The sequence below is a fragment of the Arthrobacter sp. NicSoilB11 genome (assembly GCF_019977375.1).
GTDB lineage: Bacteria > Actinomycetota > Actinomycetes > Actinomycetales > Micrococcaceae > Arthrobacter.
The window spans coordinates 3,314,743-3,331,714 of record NZ_AP024657.1; the positions used below are offsets into that span (position 1 = coordinate 3,314,743).

Annotated in this window: 18 protein-coding genes; 10 read left to right on the forward strand and 8 right to left on the reverse strand. The window is 65.9% G+C overall.

Annotated features, from left to right (window positions below):
- The first annotated feature begins 79 nt into the window (after positions 1-79).
- On the forward strand, positions 80-406 hold the full coding sequence (locus LDO14_RS15435; RefSeq protein ID WP_223995272.1) for a winged helix-turn-helix domain-containing protein: 327 nt from the start codon (positions 80-82) through the stop codon (positions 404-406).
- The gene (locus tag LDO14_RS15440; RefSeq protein WP_223992418.1) at positions 403-1,131 is read left to right on the forward strand and encodes a cation transporter; all 729 of its coding nucleotides are present in this window, start codon (positions 403-405) and stop codon (positions 1,129-1,131) included. The genes LDO14_RS15435 and LDO14_RS15440 overlap by 4 nt, the downstream gene beginning before the upstream one ends.
- A 16-nt stretch (positions 1,132-1,147) precedes the next feature.
- Here LDO14_RS15440 and LDO14_RS15445 read toward each other — a convergent pair whose 3' ends face one another.
- Positions 1,148-2,389, reverse strand: coding sequence for an acyltransferase (locus tag LDO14_RS15445; protein ID WP_223992420.1), 1,242 nt, complete (start codon positions 2,387-2,389; stop codon positions 1,148-1,150).
- Between the two features lie 143 nt (positions 2,390-2,532).
- On the opposite strand from LDO14_RS15445, the gene LDO14_RS15450 reads away from it, so the two are divergent.
- Positions 2,533-3,270: a GAF and ANTAR domain-containing protein gene (locus LDO14_RS15450; RefSeq protein ID WP_223992422.1), complete on the forward strand. Its 738-nt coding sequence runs from the start codon at positions 2,533-2,535 to the stop codon at positions 3,268-3,270.
- A 90-nt stretch (positions 3,271-3,360) separates the two neighbouring features.
- A complete protein-coding gene (locus LDO14_RS15455) occupies positions 3,361-3,777 on the forward strand; it encodes a VOC family protein (protein ID WP_018768673.1) in 417 nt (138 codons plus the stop codon).
- A gap of 14 nt (positions 3,778-3,791) precedes the next feature.
- On the opposite strand, the gene LDO14_RS15460 is transcribed toward LDO14_RS15455, so the two are convergent.
- Entirely contained in the window at positions 3,792-5,243 is a 1,452-nt protein-coding gene (locus LDO14_RS15460) for an FAD-dependent monooxygenase (RefSeq protein ID WP_223992425.1), read from the reverse strand.
- Positions 5,244-5,438: 195 nt separating this feature from the next.
- Here LDO14_RS15460 and LDO14_RS15465 point away from each other — a divergent pair, with 195 nt between their 5' ends.
- Complete coding sequence (locus LDO14_RS15465) at positions 5,439-5,774, forward strand: YciI family protein (RefSeq protein ID WP_223992427.1); 336 nt, start codon at positions 5,439-5,441, stop codon at positions 5,772-5,774.
- Positions 5,774-7,021 (forward strand): DUF6596 domain-containing protein, encoded by a 1,248-nt coding sequence (locus tag LDO14_RS15470; RefSeq protein WP_223992429.1) that lies wholly within the window; start codon positions 5,774-5,776, stop codon positions 7,019-7,021. Before LDO14_RS15465 ends, LDO14_RS15470 begins: the two co-directional genes overlap by 1 nt.
- 278 nt (positions 7,022-7,299) lie before the next feature.
- Here LDO14_RS15470 and LDO14_RS15475 read toward each other — a convergent pair whose 3' ends face one another.
- The 6 genes from LDO14_RS15475 to pdhA all read right to left on the reverse strand — a co-directional run bounded on the left by LDO14_RS15475 (position 7,300) and on the right by pdhA (position 13,195).
- Complete coding sequence (locus tag LDO14_RS15475; protein WP_223992431.1) at positions 7,300-8,034, reverse strand: glycoside hydrolase family 16 protein; 735 nt, start codon at positions 8,032-8,034, stop codon at positions 7,300-7,302.
- 441 nt (positions 8,035-8,475) lie between these two features.
- A complete protein-coding gene (locus LDO14_RS15480) occupies positions 8,476-8,784 on the reverse strand; it encodes a hypothetical protein (protein ID WP_186447800.1) in 309 nt (102 codons plus the stop codon).
- Between the two features lie 210 nt (positions 8,785-8,994).
- Positions 8,995-9,141: a lmo0937 family membrane protein gene (locus LDO14_RS15485; RefSeq protein ID WP_018768678.1), complete on the reverse strand. Its 147-nt coding sequence runs from the start codon at positions 9,139-9,141 to the stop codon at positions 8,995-8,997.
- A 171-nt stretch (positions 9,142-9,312) separates the two neighbouring features.
- Entirely contained in the window at positions 9,313-10,842 is a 1,530-nt protein-coding gene (locus LDO14_RS15490) for a dihydrolipoamide acetyltransferase family protein (protein WP_223992433.1), read from the reverse strand.
- A gap of 2 nt (positions 10,843-10,844) precedes the next feature.
- Positions 10,845-11,972: a transketolase C-terminal domain-containing protein gene (locus LDO14_RS15495; RefSeq protein ID WP_144600872.1), complete on the reverse strand. Its 1,128-nt coding sequence runs from the start codon at positions 11,970-11,972 to the stop codon at positions 10,845-10,847.
- Positions 11,969-13,195 (reverse strand): pyruvate dehydrogenase (acetyl-transferring) E1 component subunit alpha, encoded by a 1,227-nt coding sequence (pdhA, locus tag LDO14_RS15500; RefSeq protein WP_056392928.1) that lies wholly within the window; start codon positions 13,193-13,195, stop codon positions 11,969-11,971. Before pdhA ends, LDO14_RS15495 begins: the two co-directional genes overlap by 4 nt.
- Before the next feature lie 343 nt (positions 13,196-13,538).
- On the opposite strand from pdhA, the gene LDO14_RS15505 reads away from it, so the two are divergent.
- The 4 genes from LDO14_RS15505 (at position 13,539) to LDO14_RS15520 (ending at position 16,971) form a co-directional block, all read left to right on the forward strand.
- Positions 13,539-13,766, forward strand: coding sequence for a hypothetical protein (locus tag LDO14_RS15505; RefSeq protein ID WP_056392926.1), 228 nt, complete (start codon positions 13,539-13,541; stop codon positions 13,764-13,766).
- 180 nt (positions 13,767-13,946) lie between these two features.
- Positions 13,947-14,408 (forward strand): Lrp/AsnC family transcriptional regulator, encoded by a 462-nt coding sequence (locus tag LDO14_RS15510; protein ID WP_043449375.1) that lies wholly within the window; start codon positions 13,947-13,949, stop codon positions 14,406-14,408.
- An 892-nt stretch (positions 14,409-15,300) separates the two neighbouring features.
- On the forward strand, positions 15,301-15,756 hold the full coding sequence (locus tag LDO14_RS15515) for a hypothetical protein (RefSeq protein WP_026265679.1): 456 nt from the start codon (positions 15,301-15,303) through the stop codon (positions 15,754-15,756).
- Positions 15,757-15,834: 78 nt separating this feature from the next.
- Complete coding sequence (locus LDO14_RS15520; protein ID WP_018768686.1) at positions 15,835-16,971, forward strand: hypothetical protein; 1,137 nt, start codon at positions 15,835-15,837, stop codon at positions 16,969-16,971.
- Position 16,972: the final 1 nt, after the last annotated feature.

Here is a 16,972-nt window from a genome sequence, read left to right on the forward strand (position 1 = left end):
GCGGGGACTGGGATTACAGTTCATCTTCACCTGAATACAGTGATGGCTGTACTCTAAAACCGTGCAAACCCTCCAGCCCATGCAGACCCTCACCCACGCCCCTGTGCTGGCCCGTTTTGGCTATGCGGTGTCGGACCCTACCCGCGCCCGAGTCCTGCTGGCACTTGCAGACGCCCCTTCCTATCCTTCCGACCTGGCGGACAACTTAGGGGTGTCCCGGCAGAGCATGTCCAATCACTTGACCTGTTTGCGCGGCTGCGGACTGGTGGTTGCGGTGCCGGACGGGCGGCGGAGCCGTTATGAACTGGCGGACGCCCGGATCGGCCACGCTATCAAGGACCTCATCAATGTTGTCCTCGCGGTGGACCCAGCCTGCTGCGCCCCTGATGGGGAATGCTTCGCATGACCGCTGCGCTTAACTCCCCCACGGTGGAACGCCGCAGGGTGCTGAGCCGGCGAATCCGGCTTCTGGCGGGAGCAACCATCACCTACAACGTCATCGAGGCCGTCGTGTCCCTGTGGGCGGGCGGCGCGGCCGACTCCTCGGCGCTGATCGGCTTCGGCCTGGATTCGGTGATCGAAGTAGCCTCCGCACTGGCATTGTCCTGGCAGTTCTCCGCCAAGGACCCGGAGCGGCGTGAGCATCTGACCCTGCGGATCATCGCCATCTCATTCTTCGCCCTGGCCGCATTCGTGGCTGTGAATGCCATCCGATCTTTGGCGGGTGCGGGAGAAGCCCAGCACTCGGTGCCCGGCATCGTGATCGCGGCGTTGAGCCTGGCCGTCATGCCGGTCCTGTCCTGGACCCAACGCAGGGCTGGGCGGGAACTGGGATCACGGACAGCGGTGGCCGATTCCAAGCAGACGCTGCTATGCACCTACCTCTCCGCCGTGCTGCTGGTTGGCCTGGTCCTGAACAGCACCCTGGGCTGGTGGTGGGCAGACGCCGGCGCGGCGCTGGTGATCGCCGGCATTGCTGTGCGTGAAGGCGTCAACGCGTGGCGCGGGGACGCCTGCTGCGCCGTTCCCCACGTGGTGGCTGAAGAAGCCGAAACCACTGCGTGCTGCCCGGACTGTTCCAGCACCGCCAAACCGGAGCCCATGGGTATGCCCGGCATCCGAAAGGACTGACCTGCAGCTTCAGGCGTCAGTTGGTCAATTGGCCGGCAGGCTCGGGTTCCTGCGCTGGTTGCCTGGAAGCATTAGGCGCCGAAGGCGCGCGGCCCGGAGTCCCGGGAGTGGAACCTGCAGGCGTTGAACGGTCGACGGCGGGCTCCAACCTTTTGTTCGCCCATCCCCGGAGCGGCCGCTCAACAAAGCGGAAGGACGCGTACGCCAGCAATACCGTGAGGGCTGCGGTCAGTGCGATGCGGAGCGGCAGCGCCGGGATCAGGGGCATCAGCAGCAGGTAGACCGGCAGGTGCCAGAGGTACAGGCCGTAGGACAGATCGCGGCCGGGGCGGGCCAGCCAGGGGTGGCTGAGGATACGGGAGAGGAACCCGGCCGGCTGGAGCACCAGGGAACCGATCAGTACCGCGGACAACAACGCGAGAGCCGCGGGCCCCCACGTCCAAAACAGGTTGAACCAGTCGCCGGGGGTGTCCGGCTCCTTAAGCAGGAACAGCGCTGCCACCAGGGAGATGCCGGCCAGCGGTGCAGCCCAGCGGGCAGCGGACACCAGTGCGCGGTGCAGCCGGGAACCGTCCCGCACGGCCGTGAACATCAGGGCGAGCGCACAGCCGATCAGCAGTTCGTCCGCCCGGGTGTCCGGTCCGTTGTAGATGCGGTCCAGCGGCTCGCCCGCGTTCACCAGCAGGAACCGGTTCAGTACGAAGACGGCGGCCAGGGCGACGGTGGCCAAGGCTGAGGTACGGACCTTCCAGAAGCGGAGCATCAGCAGCAGGAGCAGCGGCCACACCAGGTAGAACTGCTCTTCCACGGCGAGGGTCCAGGTGGGGCCGAGGGTTTCACCCGCGATGGACTCGCCGAACATGCCAAAGTGCGCCAGGTTCATCACGTACGCGGCAGCGGGAAGGACGAACCCCGCCTGGCCGCCCCAGCCTGACGCCGGGAACAGAAGGCCGACGGCGACGATCACCGCGCAGAGTGCCAGGAGCGCCGGCCAAAGCCGGGCCAGGCGCTTGGCGTAGAAGACGCCCAGGTGGAGCCGGCCGGTGGCGATCCGTTCCTTCATGATCAGCAGCGTGATCACGAAGCCGCTCAGCGTGAAGAACACGTCAACACCGATGGATCCACCCGGCATGGAGTCGGTGGCGGTATGGAAAAAGAACACGCCCGCCACGGCGATGCTCCGGAGCCCATCCAGGGCATGCTTGCGCCCCGCGATCAGCCCCGTTTGGGGCGCCGACGGGCGTTCCGGTACTGACAAATTTCGGCTGCTGGACCTAAAAACCACTAAGCAAGCATATATAACGTTTCCATAACTGCGCTGTGCGCGGGCTTGGAGAAGGCTGGTATCGGTGCGCTGATCCCGCCCTTGTGGCTGATTCCTGCTGCTTCTACATTGAACAGATGGTGGACCAGGACATGGCGGACGACTTTGAAGGGATTGTGGATCTGATCGCCGGGACGGAGGACATCAAGTCGGTGCTGGATGGACTCACCGGCTTCGCGGCAGCCAGCATGACCAGCACTACCGGAGTGCCTATCGAATGCGCTGTCACCCTGCACCGGCGCAAGCGTACGGCCACCATCGGCGGCAGCAGCGGCAGGGCCGCGGTGCTTGACCGGATTGAACAGACGCTGGGAGACGGGCCCTGCGTGGAAGCGTTGGAAAGCGGAGTTCCCGTCCTGTTGGGAGACGTTTCGTCCGACCTGCGGTGGCCGGAATACCGGAGCGCCCTTTCTGCCGCGGGGGTTGCCAGTGCCCTTGGCATCCCCATGAAGATGGATGACGACGCCGGGGCAGTCCTGGATTTCTTTGCCCCCTCCACGGGGTGCTTCACTGAGCAGGCGGTGTCTGATGGGCTCCGGTTCGCCGAGATGGCGGGAAAGGCCCTGCGGCTCGCAGTCCGGATCGTGGCTGCGGAACAGCGGGCCGAGCACTTGAAGTCGGCCATGGACACCAGGACCGCCATCGACCTGGCCTGCGGCATCATTATGGCCCAGAACAACTGCAGCAGGGATGCCGCCTTCGGCCTTCTCAGCAACGCCTCCAGCACTCGAAACCAAAAGCTCAACGAACTCGCCGAAACGCTGGTGGACCGGTTCTCGGGCCCTGGAACAGCTGAGGCCCACTTCGACGACTGAGGCTTCACCCCACCCCTTCCCGCTTGGGGAGGGCCCTGTTAGCATGACGCGTGCCGACAACGAAGTCCCGCTCACAAAAGGAGTCCCCGTATGCCCACCCGGCTCAATCCCTATCTGAGCTTTCGAAACAATGCCCGTGAAGCCATGGAGTTCTACAAAGACGTCTTTGGCGGTGAACTGAACATCGGCACGTTCGCGGAATTCCAGGCCAGCCAGGATCCCTCCGAAGACCAGTTGGTCATGCACGCACAACTCGATACCCCAACGGGGCTGACCCTGATGGCGTCGGACACCCCGCAGCGGATGGACTACACGCCCGGAAACACGTTCAGCATCTCCCTCAGCGGCGGTGACGACGCGGAACTCAGGGGCTACTGGGAGAAGTTGTCCGAGGGCGGCACGGTGACAATGCCGTTGAACACAGCCATCTGGGGTGACACCTTTGGCATGTGCACCGACAAATTCGGTGTCCAGTGGCTGGTGAACATCGCCGGGCCGAAGCAGTAACTTGCGCTGAGAGGTCAGCCGCCGGCCCTGCCGCACCAAGTGTCCAGGGCCTCGGCAAGCCCGTCTGCTGAGCCCGCGCCCACCCAGGCGACGTACCCGTCCGGCCGCACCAGGACTGCGGCGGGCGCACCCACAGCACCCAGCACGGGAAGCTGCCAGCCGCCGTCGTACGTGGCCGGAACATGCCGCACCCTGCCGTTGGAAAGGCCCGCACCCAACTCCTGCCCGCTGAAGTCCAGCAGCAGGGGCCGCGCCTGGTGCAGCAGTTCGAAGACCCGGATGGGACCTTCGGCAGTGGTGACTTCCAGGTCCGGCATCCGGCGACCCAGGAGCGGATGGCCGGCGCCCAGGTCGTAGGCCACGTCGAGCCCTGTCACAAGCGCCGCGATGGGAACCCCGGCCCCCTCCACGCGGAGCACCTCGCCAAGCAGGTCGCGCAGCGCCTCCTGCCGGGGGTCTGATTTTTGGAAAAGCGACTGCGCCATGGTGTACTTCAGCGCCCGCTCCCCCGCCTGGTGGCGCTCCGCGTGGTAGGTCTCCAGCAGTTCCTCACCGGAGAGGCCCCGCACTACCTGCCCCAGCTTCCACCCAAGGTTGACTGCGTCCTGCACGCCGAGGCCAATACCGAGCCCGCCTGTCGGCGAGTGGACATGCGCCGCGTCGCCGGCCAGCAGCACCCGGCCCTTCCGGTAGGTCTCCGCCTGGCGGGTGGCGTCGGTGAACCGTGACAGCCAGGTGGGACTGTGCACGCCGAAGTCGGTGCCGAACACGTCGGTCAGCGCCTGCCGCAGGTCCGCCAGGGTGGGCTCGGTGGTTGGACCGAGCGCAGCCTCGGTCACCACCACCCGGACCGTGCCGTCCCCCATCGGGTAGAGGCCGTGGATGCCGCGGGCGTCCACCTTTCCCTGCTGGACAGGCTCCCCCGCCACCTTCACCTCGGCAATCAGGCTGCTCCGGGTTGCGTCCGGGCCCGCCATCGTGATGCCCGCCGAACGCCGCACCGTGCTGCGGCCCCCGTCGGTGCCCACCACATACCGGGCCCGCAGCGATCCGCCCGCGCCAAGCTGAACGGCCACGCCGCCGTCGTCCGCCTCCACGCCGGTGACCTCCACGCCGCGCCGGACCTGCACGCCCAGCTCCTCCACCCACTCAAGCAGCAGCCGCTCAATGTGGTTCTGGAACAGCGCCAGCGTGTATGGATGCCGGGTGGGCAGCCCGCCCAGGTCCAGCGGGGTGTTGCCGAACGTGGCCGCGTTAATCGTTTTGCCCTCGGCAAGGAACCTGTCCACGATGCCGCGCTGGTCCAGCAGTTCAAGGGTGCGGGAATGGATTCCGCCCCCGCGGGAGCCCGCCAACTCCTGGGACTCCCGCCGTTCAAGGACAACGGCGTCCACCCACGCCAGCCGCAGCTCGCCCGCCAGCATCAACCCCGTGGGCCCGCTCCCCACAATCACCACGTCATGCATGCCGTCCCCCTCAATCCACGAATAATCGACCGCCAGTATGCGGCACCCCCGGGGCCTTGCGGCAAGGCCCCCACGGCGGGGTACCTTGGAAATGGAAGGGGATTCCCGCGCTGCTGTCGATTTTCGCTTCCGGTGCGCGTCGTATGGGTAGGGGCTCCACTGAAGGGCTCCGGCCAACAGCGAAGGGAGCACGACATGTCCAAGTATTTGATCCTGATTTTCCAGGATGAGGCGGTAGCGCGGCAGGCCGAAGGCGAGTCGATCAGCGCCAGCTACCAGGAGTTCATGCAGCGGCGCGGTTCCAACCTGATCAACGGGGCCGCCCTGCAGCCATCCTCGACCGTGACGTCCGTCCGGCGTGATGGGTCGGGCGGGTTCCTGGTCTCGGATGGTCCGTTCACGGAGTCGAAGGAAACCCTGGGCGGCTATTACCTGGTGGAGGCAGCCGACCTGGATGAAGCCCTCGAAATCGCCAAGGAGGTACCCGCCGGGGTTGGAGTCGAGGTCTGGCCCGTTCGGGTGGTCAGCTGATGCCGCACGCCGCCAGCTCCGAGGTCGCCGCGGCGGTGGCCGACGCCCACCGGCGCGAATGGGGGTTCGTGCTGGCGGCCACGGTGCGTGTTGCCGGGGATATCGACGCCGCCGAAGAGGCGGTCCAGGACGCGTATGCCAGTGCCCTGGCCACGTGGGGCGTGAACGGAATCCCCAGGAATCCGGGGGCCTGGCTTACGGTTACGGCACGACGGCGGGCCCTGGACATGCGGCGCCGCGTGGCCACCCTCCGGCGGGCCCTGCCCAAGCTGCTGGAACCTGAGGAGTATGGCGACGACGCGCCGGACGCTGATGACATCCCGGACGACCGGCTCCGGCTGATTTTCACCTGCTGCCATCCCGCCCTGGCGCTCGAAGCCCAGGTGGCGCTGACGCTGCGGCTGCTGTGCGGACTGTCCACCGCCGATGTGGCGCGCGCGTTCCTGGTCCCGGAAGCCACCATGGCGGCACGGATCACCCGCGCGAAAAAGAAGATTGCCGCCGCCGGCATCCCCTACCGGGTACCGCCGGTGTCTGAGCTGCACGAACGCGTAAACGGCGTGCTGTCGGTGGTGTACCTGGTGTACACGACGGGGCACACCTCCCCGTCAGGTTCGGACCTGATGCGCCGCGACCTTGCCGAACGCGGCTTGGAGCTGGCCAGGACACTGCGGGTCCTGCTACCCGCTGACCCCGATGTTGCCGGCCTGCTGGCCCTGGTCCTGCTTACGGACGCCCGCAGGGACGCCCGGATGGACAAGCACGACGAGCAGGTTCTGCTCGAGGACCAGGACCGGTCGAAATGGGACCGGCGTGCCATCGCGGAAGGTGTTGGGCTGTTGCGGGAGGCCTTGGTTTCGCGGCCTCCCGGCAGGTTCGCCCTGATGGCCGCGATTGCCGCTGTGCACGATGAAAGCGGATCCTGGTCCGACACCGACTGGCAGGAGATCCTGGTCCTGTATGACCTGCTGATGGAAAGGTGGCCGTCCCCGGTGGTCCAGCTCAACAGGGCCATCGCGCTGGGCTTCGCCGTGGGTTATGCGGAAGGCCTGGCGGAGCTGGATGCGCTCGGTGCCGAGCCGCAGCTCGCCCGGTACCCGTATCTTGCCGCGGCGCGGGCCGACTTCCTGGCCCGGCTTGGGCACCCGGAGGAGGCGCGGGTGGCGTTCCAGGAAGCCCTGATCCTCACCGGCAATGAGGCGGAGCGGCGTTCCCTCCGGGCCCGCCTGGGTCAACTCGTGGAGTAGCCATCGCCGGTTCCTGTCCTGTTCCGGGCAAAGGGAAAGCCCCTCCCAGGAGGGGCTTTCAACGTAGTGGTCATTTGTCTGTAGGTAACGGTCAGTGGTGATGCACTCCCCCTTCCCGGACGCCCCCGGCGCCCATCCGGACTATGACCCAACCCACTTTAATAACATGTGGCCAGTGCGTAAAGACCCTTTGTGCCGAAAAACTTGAAAGGAAGGACGACGGCGCGGGGCCGCCGTCGTGCCATGGCTGGTTGGGTCAGTCCAAGCCTTCGCCGTGGCTAGGACTTAGCCCAGATGGATACCCAGTCGACCAGGACGTGGCCGCTGGTCTCGGGCAGCGGGCATTTTGGCGAGCAGGACTCGGTCTGCAGGATGTAATGCATGGGTGTGTTCAGTCCGAACGACCTGGACACGCCGATCGAATTTCCATCAAGGAAGAATTCGATGCCGTCGGCACGCCACTCAGTAGTAGCGATATGCCAGTCCCCGTACGGTACTTCCGGACGCAGGGCGTCCCAACGGTGCACGCCGTTCTCCACGCCGTGTACGGCTGCGTAGATGAGCTTTGACAGGTCTCCCTCGGGAAAATCGATCTCGCCGTCCTCGGGCCATCGCTTGCTGTCCGGCCACAGCAGCCATGCCAGTTTGAATCCCGGCAGGACATCGGCCTTGAAGCGGACCGAATAGCGCCCGTACACCAAGCTGTTGTACGGCCGCTGGCTGGCCCCATCCAGTTTCGGTGACGGAGCAGCACCCATTGCCACGCCGTTTTCAGAATGCAGGTAGAAGTCCAGGACGCCATCGTGGACACTCAGGACCTTCGACGGGAAATACCCGGATGTCCGTTCGCCCTTGTTTTGCTGCTGGGCGGCTGTGTCCGGCGTGCCGTCCGCGTAGTTCGCGCTCCAGCGCGTGCCGTAGACGGGGCCCGGGAATCCGCCAGTGCCAACGTCTCCTTCGGCGAAGTCCTCAACAAAAACCTGCCTCCAGCCAGGCAGGTCTCCCACTGGCACGGACAGGGAGGCTGCAGAAGGGTCTGAGGGTCGATCGAGGACAAGGGGCGGTACCGAACCAGGCGAAGGCTCCTCCGTTGGTGGCTGTGCTGACTCAGAGGCCGCGGAAGGGACGTCCGTCGCCGCCTGCGCAGAATCGGAGACCGTGCTCTCCGGTTCGGCTCCCTGGGGCGGCGATGAACCTGGAGCACGCCTGAGGTCGCCGCATGCCACAGCTGATAAAAGCGTCATAACCAAGACGAGGACGACGCAAGTCCATGCACGATGCTGAATCCTCTTCAAGAGTTTCGCTCCTCCCAGAAGACCTTGGACGGGAGCCTGGTCCCCCTAGTCAATTCAGCCTACGGACAAGCCGCGCATTCGGTCACGAGTAGTGGGTACTCATATTTCCGTTCAGGGCCTTGAGGGGGCTACGCGTTAGGTTGATTACGGGGAGGACCGTCAGCCCAATGGGGATACCGTGCGCCAGTATGAGGTTGCGCCGGTTTCCTTTTGGTGCGCGTTACGGGAAAAAAGCCCTGTCCCTGACTCGGCCATAGGCGGCGGAATACGGACAATTTCGAGTTCGAAGATATCGAGCAGACACCTGCTTCCCGTCAATGTGTCCAGAATCCAAAACCGCCCGTATTCCGGGTCTGTGTCCGTCACCGGGCCCCGATGAATCAACGTGTTCTGGTAGAAAGCTTCGATCGCATCGCCGGAAACGAGCTCACTGCAGGATCCAACGACATGGGGGTCAAGACTTGTCACGACTCATCCTTTTCTCTTGGCTTACAGATCCCCCTGTCTCATATCCTTCCTGCGCAAGCTGACTGCCGGGTGTCTACAGGATGATGATTCCCTGACATTTTGGGTGCGGGGCACCGCACGAGCCCACGCAAAGGCCCGGCCCTGGATCGCGGGTGCTAGCCGAGTACCGGGACCGGGCCTTTGTGTGACGGACGGGCCTTTGCAGGAATGTCAGGCGCGGGTCCTGCCACGCAGGAAATGGAAGATCAGGACCACCACGGCGACAACCAGAAGTATGTGGATCAGTCCCCCGCCGATATTGGCTAGCAGGCCCAGAAGCCAGAGGACCGCGATGATAATGGCTATCCAAAGCAACATCAGAATCTCCTTGGTTCGTTTCCAGATGGCACATATATACCCCGCCAGGGGCGGCCCCTGGAAAGGCCCACAAAGGTTTACCGCGTGGTGCCTCTTACCCTAATTCAGATTTCCATTAGGGAAAATGGCGCCACGAATTGCGCCAAGAATTCGTCCCTCAAACAGCGGCCACTAGATGTCGGCCAGCAGCGACGTGGGGTTTTCGATGGCATCTGCCACGAAGCGGAGGAAGCCGCCGGCGGTGCCGCCGTCACAGACGCGGTGGTCGAAGGTCAGCGTGAGTTCGGTGACCTTGCGGACCGCCAGCTCACCGTTGACCACCCACGGCTTGTCGATGATCCGGCCGACGCCGAGGATGGCCACCTCCGGATGGTTGATGATCGCCGCGGACCCGTCCACGCCGAACACGCCGTAGTTGTTCAGGGTGAACGTGCCACTGCCCAGCTCGGTGGGGGTCGCCTTGCCGTCCCGGGCCACCTGGGTGAGGCGGCGGATCTCGCCGTCGAGCTCCCTGGCGCTGAGTTTCTCGGCGCCGCGGACGGACGGGACCACCAGGCCCCGGTCGGTCTGCGCCGCGAAGCCCAGGTTGACGCCGTCGAACGCGACAATCTCCTGCGACCCGTCCTCCGCGGCTTCGATCCGGGTGTTCAGCTCCGGGTACTTTTTCAGCCCTGCGGTGACGAAACGGGCGATGAATGCCAGCAGGCCAGGAGCCTCGGCGCCGTTGGCCTTAAGTCCCTCGCGGAGCTCCAGCAATGCGGTGGCGTCCACATCCACCCATACGGTTGCTTCCGGGATCTCGGACCGGCTGCGGGCCATGTTGGCGGCCACGGCCTTGCGGACCCCACGGACCGGGGTGCGGGCGGCAATGCCAAGCCCGGTGCGGGCGTCCACGCCGTTGGCCGGGGTGGCTTCCCGGGGTGCCGTGGCCGGCCGCGTTTCGGCGGGCTTGGCCTCCTCGGGCTTGGCTGCGGGGGCTTCCACCGGTGCAATGGTCCGCAGCGCAGCCTCAACGTCGCGCCGCATGATCAGGCCGCTGTCGCCGGAGCCTGAGATGTCCCCGAGATCGACGCCGTGCTCCCGGGCCATGCGCCGGACCAGCGGCGAGATCACCGCGCCGAGCTTGCCGGGGACGCGGGTGCGCAGGAGGGTGAGGTCGTCCTCGGTGGGCTTCGGTTCAGCCGGCTCAGCGAGGGCGACGGCGGTCTTCCGGGCACGGGTGCGCCGGGCAACACCGTGTCCGCCGGGAGTCCCATAACCGATCAGCACATTGCCGGATCCGGCCTTCTCTTCTTCCCGATAGGTCTCGGCTGCCGCTTCAGACGCATTCGACGCGGATGATGCCGCTCCGGGAGTGGCATCGGGCCTTCCTGAGCCGGCAGCATCGTCCGCAGGACGAATGCTGTCCGGCGAAGGGGCGGGGGCGGCATCATCCGCGGCGACCCCAGCACCAGAGGAAACAGGCGTCACCGAAATCAGCGGCTTCCCCACGTCCAGGGTCTCGCCGGGCTGGCCGTGCAGTTCGGTGACGATTCCGGCATACGGCGACGGTACCTCCACGGCGGACTTGGCGGTCTCCACCTCGGCAATCGGCTGGTCGACGGCGATCTCGTCGCCCACGGCAACGTGCCAGGAGACGAGTTCAGCTTCGGTAAGGCCCTCGCCGAGGTCGGGCAGCAAAAACACACGTGGTTCGCTCATGGTCAGTTCTCCCACTGAAGGTCGTCAACGGCGTCGAGGATGCGGTCCACGCCGGGCAGGTAGTACTTCTCGAGTTTGGGTGCCGGGTAGGGGACGTCGAATCCGGTAACGCGGCGGATGGGGGCGGCCAGGTAGTGGAAGCAGCGTTCCTGGACCCGGGCCACGATCTCGGAGGACACGGACGCGAAGCCGTGCGCCTCGGCGATCACCACGGCCCGGCCGGTCTTGCGGACGGACGCGCACACGGTGTCGTCGTCGAACGGGACGATGGTCCGCACGTCGATGACCTCCAGCGAGCGGCCTTCCAACGCGGCCGCTTCGGCGGCGGCGAGCGCGGTGGGGACGGACGGGCCATAGGCAATCAGCGTGGCGTCCGTGCCGGGACGTGCGACGGCGGCACGGCCTTCGGAGGTGCGTCCCGCCGTCGTGCCTTCCGCGGAAGCACCTTCCTCGTGAAGGCGGCGGAGCTCGGGAAGGTCCACGGAGTCCTTGGTCCAGTACATCTTCTTGGGCTCCATGAAGACGACGGGGTCGTCGGAGTCGATGGCTTCGCGCAGCATCCGGTAGCCGTCCGCCACCGTGGCCGGGGTATAGACCTTCAGGCCCGCGGTGTGCGCGTAGTAGGACTCGGAGGAGTCGCAGTGGTGCTCCACTCCCCCGATGCCGCCGCCGTACGGGATGCGGATCACCATGGGCAGCTTCACGGCCCCCTTGGTGCGGTTGTGCATCTTGGCCACGTGGCTGACGATCTGCTCGAACGCAGGGTAGGCGAACGCGTCGAACTGCATCTCGATGACAGGGCGCATCCCGTTGATGGCCATCCCCACGGCCATGCCCACGATGCCGGACTCGGCCAGCGGGGTGTCGAAGCAGCGCTGTTCGCCGAACGTGGCGGTGAGGCCGTCGGTGATGCGGAAGACCCCGCCCAGCATGCCCACGTCCTCGCCGAACACCAGGACGGAGGAGTCGGCGTGCATGGCGTCCGCCAGGGCGGTGTTGAGGGCCTTGGCCATGGTGACGGGCTGGGGACCCGCGGCTTCGGCGGACGCGGCGGCCGAGGCTGCGGCCCGGGCGGTGGCGGCACTGACGTTGCCGTTGGCTTCGGACGAGGTGGTGATGGTGGGGCTCACTTGCCGGCCTCCTGTGAATCAGTAGCTGCTGCGTCGCGGGCCAGCTCGTCGGCGAGCATGGCGGACTGTTCCTTCAACTGCGGCGTCTGCCGGGCGAAGACGTGGCGGAACAGTTCCTGCGGGTCCACCTGCACGTCCTCGCTCAGGCCCTCGCGCAGCTGGGCGGCAACCGCTTCAGCGTGGGAAGCGATGCGTGCTTCGGCGTCGTCATCCAGCAGCCCCCGGTCCGTCAGGTACGTCCGCATCCGGTTGACGGGATCCTTGGCCCGCCACTCCGCAACCTCGCTGTTTTCCCGGTAGCGGGTGTCGTCGTCGGCGTTGGTGTGGGCCTGCATGCGGTAGGTGTTGGCTTCCACCAGGAGCGGGCCGGAGCCTTCACGGGCGAGTTTCACGGCGCGGTCCAGGACGGCGAGGAGGGCCACCACGTCATTGCCGTCCACGCGTTCGCCGGCCATGCCGTAGCCCACGGCCTTGTGCGCCAGCGACGGCGCCACGGACTGGTGCGCCAGGGGCACCGAGATGGCGTACTTGTTGTTCTGGACGAAGAAGACCACCGGCAGGTGGAAGACGGCAGCGAAGTTCAGGGCTTCGTGGAAGTCGCCTTCGCTGGTGGCACCGTCACCGCACATGGCCAGCACCACGGTGTCCTCGCCGCGGAGCTTGGCGGCGTGCGCCACGCCCACGGCATGCAGCAGCTGGGTGGTCAGCGGCGTGCACTGGATGCCCACCTTGTATTTGAGGGGGTCGTAGCCGCCGTGCCAGTCGCCGCGGAAGATGGTCATCACCTGTACCGGGTCCACGCCGCGGGTCATCACGGCCACGGCGTCGCGGTAGGTGGGGAACATCCAGTCATGCTCGGACAGGCAGAGGGCGGCGGCCACCTGGCAGGCTTCCTGGCCGTGGCTGGAGGGGTAGACGGCCATGCGGCCCTGCCGGACCAGGGCGGAGTTCTGGTCGTTGACGCGGCGTCCGACGACGAGGCGTTCGTACGCTGCCAGCAGTTCGTCATCGCCGGGCACAGGGTATTCGTGGCCGGGCTGGGTGCCCTGCTCGCTGTCCGGGATGAGCCGGCCGTCCGGATCCACCATCTGGATCTGGTGCCGGGCGGGGAGCATGTAGTCCTCCACCGTGATGCCGAACTTCTTCACAGCTTCCGTGAGCGCATCGTCTGCGGGCTCGGTGCTGGCGGTGTCCGGCGCGGTGTGGTCTGCGGAGATCGTCATTGGTCCGTCCTTCGGTAGCCACTATTCCCTCCCAGTATTGTCCCGGGCGAGGTTTCGTATCCAGCACCTGCGCAAATCGTGGAGAAGCTGCCCTGAAGTGCCGGCTTTGGAAGACGATTTGTAACTGTGACGTGGATTACCGACCGGAGCCGTGGACAAAATGGCGGGCTGGGAAACTGCTCATGCTTCCATCCGGGCGCGAAAGCCTGGCGGCCAACGGAAAGAAGTGCATTGACCCCTGTCTCCCGAAGGCCCACACTCGGATGATGCGGGTACGCACCGTCCCGGGACATCCGGGACTGCGGCATTTTCCTAACAGCAGTGACAGGCGGGGGCGTTAGCTATGGAAATAGCCAAATTGTGGGACAGGCTCGACCCGGACACGCGGCAATGGCTGGTTGATAATCCCGGCTGCAAGATCCTTCCGCGCACCGTCGCGGCGGCCATCATGAAGAGCACCGGAGTCGAATTCGAACAGGACAGGCACGGCGAAACCGTGCTCTCCCCCGGCGACTGCGACTTCATCCGCGGCGCAGCGGAGGGGACCGGGACCCGCCACCACGGGTCCTGATCCACACCCCGGACGGCCCGGGAAAGGCCGACCGGTTGAACATCATTCGTTCCAGCGGCGTTCCTGCTGCCGGTTTTGTATTCCCGCGCGCTCCGGCCACGGAGACTCTCCTCAAATCTGCCTACTATGGAAGACGATTTGTATTCGTGAGGTGGACTACCGACGGGAGCCGTGGGCACGATGGCGGGCAAGGATGCGGCGGCCGAGGTTCCGCTGGATGAGATCGACCGGCGCATCATCAGCGAACTCACCCGGGACGGCCGCATGTCCGTCACGCAGGTGGCGGAAAACGTGCACATTTCCCGGGCGCATGCCTATTCCCGCATTGCCCGCCTGACCGGTGACGGCGTGCTCACCCGGTTCACCGCGCTGGTGGATCCCATCAAGGCAGGGTTGAAGTCCTCCGCCTACGTGACGCTGAAGCTGAAGCAGGATTCGTGGCGGGAACTCCGCGACCAGTTGGGCGCCATCCCGGAGGTGCACCACATCGCGCTGGTGGGCGGCGACTTCGACGTGATCCTGCTGGTCCGGGCCGTGGACAACATCGACCTGCGCCGCGTCATCTTCGACCAGCTGCAGACCATGCCCGGAGTGCTGGACACGCAGACGTTCCTGGTGTTCGAGGACGTGGATACGCGGTAAGCCGGCCTTCCTCGCTGCCGCGCACCGAAATCAAGCGGCCAATATTGAGCCGACCTTGATGAATTCTTGACCGGATCCGGGGACGTCCTTGAGGCGTTCCCTCCAAAGTGATGCGTGAAGGACGGGAGCGCATCGCTGATGCACCTGGGTACTGGGTCCCAGTCAACCCGCGCCTGCGTCGGATAACACCGACGGTCTCAGAAGCCTGGCGGCGCTAAGCAAGGGCGCCGCCAGGCATCCAACTCAACTTTCCACACAAGACCAGGGGCCTGCGGCGGAGGCACGGATCAGCGTCGATCCGAAAAAGCCGCCGGCCCCCGCACCCCAAGTGGGACATACGACGGCGGGACGCGGCCGCCGTCGTACGCTCGCGTCCCTGCGTTGATTGACGCGCATATTCGCCCACGACGCGCACATTCCCTTTCGCCGCCCACATTCGAGCCGCGCCACGGAATATGCGCGTCGAAAATCACGAAGCGCGTCGAAAATCACTTCCTGCGGCGCACCACCAGCACGATGTACAGGGCAACAGCCACCGCCACCAACGCGCCGATGCTGACTCCTGCGCTGGGACCGTCAAGCATGCCGGAACTCCTCTCCAGCGAGACATCGTTACTGACGCCAACAGCATACGTCCGTCCGTCGTCGTCGCCCCGCCGGCTGCGGACAGCGGACTGGGGGCATTGGCACCCGCTTTGACTTTGGCCACCCGAGTAGGGGCGCACGAATCCCAGTAGTGGAATTCACACTCCCCTGAAAATTCGAGTACCGGTACGTGTTGTTGGGCAGAGCGCCAGCCGAAAACATTGGGTCATCGATCCACCGAAAGGCACCAGGATGGGGCCGCTCATGGGGGAACGGGTTCTCAATCACATTCACAAGGAGTCTTTCCATGCGCCCAATGACCAAGAAGAACAAGATCGCCGCTGTTGCACTTTCCGCCACGCTGCTGGCAGCCGGTGGCGGCGCCGCCTACGCCTACTGGAGCACCACGGGCTCCGGCACCGGCTCTGCAGCGGCGGCAGCCGGCACGCAGGCCGTCACCATCAACGTGACGGTGGATCCGGGTGTGGCGCCCGGTACGCCGCAGACCATCACCTACACGGCCGCAAACCCGAACGCGAGCAACACCCAGGTGACGCTTGCCACGCCGGTAGTTACTACAAGCGTCGACGGCTGCCTGCCAGCTTGGTTCTCGGCCACGGCTCCCGCCGGCGCCACTAACGTACCGGCCAAGGCCACGGCCACGCCTCTGGGCACCGGAACCCTCACCCTCAACGACAGCGCGACGGTCGACCAGAGTGCCTGCAAGGGCGCCACGATCACTGTGACCGTCGGCAGCAACTAACAAACGAGCGGGCCGGGGACGGGTGAAAACCCCGTCCCCGGTTCGTCGTCAACCGCACCAAAGTGGAAGGGGCACGGGGTGCACAACAAAGACGGGCAACCGCGGCATCGCCTGCGGCAGGCCATCAAGGTGGCGCTGATCGGGCTTGCGGTGATGCTGGCCAGCGCGGGGGCGCTGTTCGCCGCAACGCAAAGCACCAAAGCGGGCATCACGGTCCAGGTCTCGCCCGCCAGCCAGTCGGTCCAGCAGGGGCAGTCCGCGGCCTACACGGTGACGGTGACGTCCACCGGGGGCTTCAGCGGTACGGTCAACCTGACCACCGCGGGACTGCCGGCCGGAGCAACAGGTGCCTTCACGCCGTCGTCCGTCCCCCTCAGCTCGGGCACCACGTCAACTTCCACCCTGAACGTCAGCACGGCAGCCACCACCCCGGCGGGCACCAGCTCGTTGACCATCACCGGCACCAGCGGCAAGGTCTCCGGCAGCGTCACCGCCGGCCTCACCGTCAACTACAAGATCTCCTCCGGCCTGACAGTCGCCGCCTCCCCTGATTCGCTCACCGTCCCGCCCGGTTCCACCGCGGTGTACACCCTGCAGATCACCCGGAACAACCTGTCCGGGCCGGTCACCTTCAGCGTCCTGGGCGGACTGCCCTCCGGCGCCGCCGCAACGTTCTCGCCCAATCCGGTGACCGGCACCTCCACCACCCTGCAGGTGGCAACAACGGCCGCTTCACCGAACGGCAGCTACAGCCTCTACCTCATGGGCACGGGCAAGGATGCCGCCGGGAAGGCCCAGTACGCCTACGCCAACGTGCAACTGGTCCTGGACTCCACCATCAAGCAGTTCGTCCTCTCCGGAAACGTCCCCGGCACCCTGTCCCCCGGCACGTCGGCCGGCCTGGACCTGCAAATCAGCAACCCCAACAACAAGGCGCTCTCGCTGACCAACATGTCCGTGGCGGTGGCAGGCGTCACCCGCAGCACGGACGCCGTGGCCAGGAACCTTCCCTGCACCGCAGCGGACTTCGTGGTCACGCAGTACAGCGGCCCCTACCCGGTCTCCGTTCCGGCGGGCAGCAGCTCCCTTTCCGGGCTCCGTTTGGCACCGTCGGTGTGGCCCAGGGTGGGAATGCTGGACACCTCCGCCAACCAGGACGGCTGCAAGGGTGCCTCGCTCCAGCTCACCTACTCAGGATCAGGACAGGGGAACTGAG

Coding starts and splice junctions, on each gene's coding strand:
- LDO14_RS15460 (WP_223992425.1), bottom strand. CDS start 5,243: ATGCATGACGTGGTGATTGTGGGGAGCGGGCCCACGGGGTTGATGCTG.
- LDO14_RS15450 (WP_223992422.1), top strand. CDS start 2,533: ATGGTGGACCAGGACATGGCGGACGACTTTGAAGGGATTGTGGATCTG.
- LDO14_RS15505 (WP_056392926.1), top strand. CDS start 13,539: ATGGAAATAGCCAAATTGTGGGACAGGCTCGACCCGGACACGCGGCAA.
- LDO14_RS15485 (WP_018768678.1), bottom strand. CDS start 9,141: ATGTTGCTTTGGATAGCCATTATCATCGCGGTCCTCTGGCTTCTGGGC.
- LDO14_RS15510 (WP_043449375.1), top strand. CDS start 13,947: ATGGCGGGCAAGGATGCGGCGGCCGAGGTTCCGCTGGATGAGATCGAC.
- LDO14_RS15440 (WP_223992418.1), top strand. CDS start 403: ATGACCGCTGCGCTTAACTCCCCCACGGTGGAACGCCGCAGGGTGCTG.
- pdhA (WP_056392928.1), bottom strand. CDS start 13,195: ATGACGATCTCCGCAGACCACACCGCGCCGGACACCGCCAGCACCGAG.
- LDO14_RS15455 (WP_018768673.1), top strand. CDS start 3,361: ATGCCCACCCGGCTCAATCCCTATCTGAGCTTTCGAAACAATGCCCGT.
- LDO14_RS15490 (WP_223992433.1), bottom strand. CDS start 10,842: ATGAGCGAACCACGTGTGTTTTTGCTGCCCGACCTCGGCGAGGGCCTT.
- LDO14_RS15465 (WP_223992427.1), top strand. CDS start 5,439: ATGTCCAAGTATTTGATCCTGATTTTCCAGGATGAGGCGGTAGCGCGG.
- LDO14_RS15470 (WP_223992429.1), top strand. CDS start 5,774: ATGCCGCACGCCGCCAGCTCCGAGGTCGCCGCGGCGGTGGCCGACGCC.
- LDO14_RS15515 (WP_026265679.1), top strand. CDS start 15,301: ATGCGCCCAATGACCAAGAAGAACAAGATCGCCGCTGTTGCACTTTCC.
- LDO14_RS15435 (WP_223995272.1), top strand. CDS start 80: ATGCAGACCCTCACCCACGCCCCTGTGCTGGCCCGTTTTGGCTATGCG.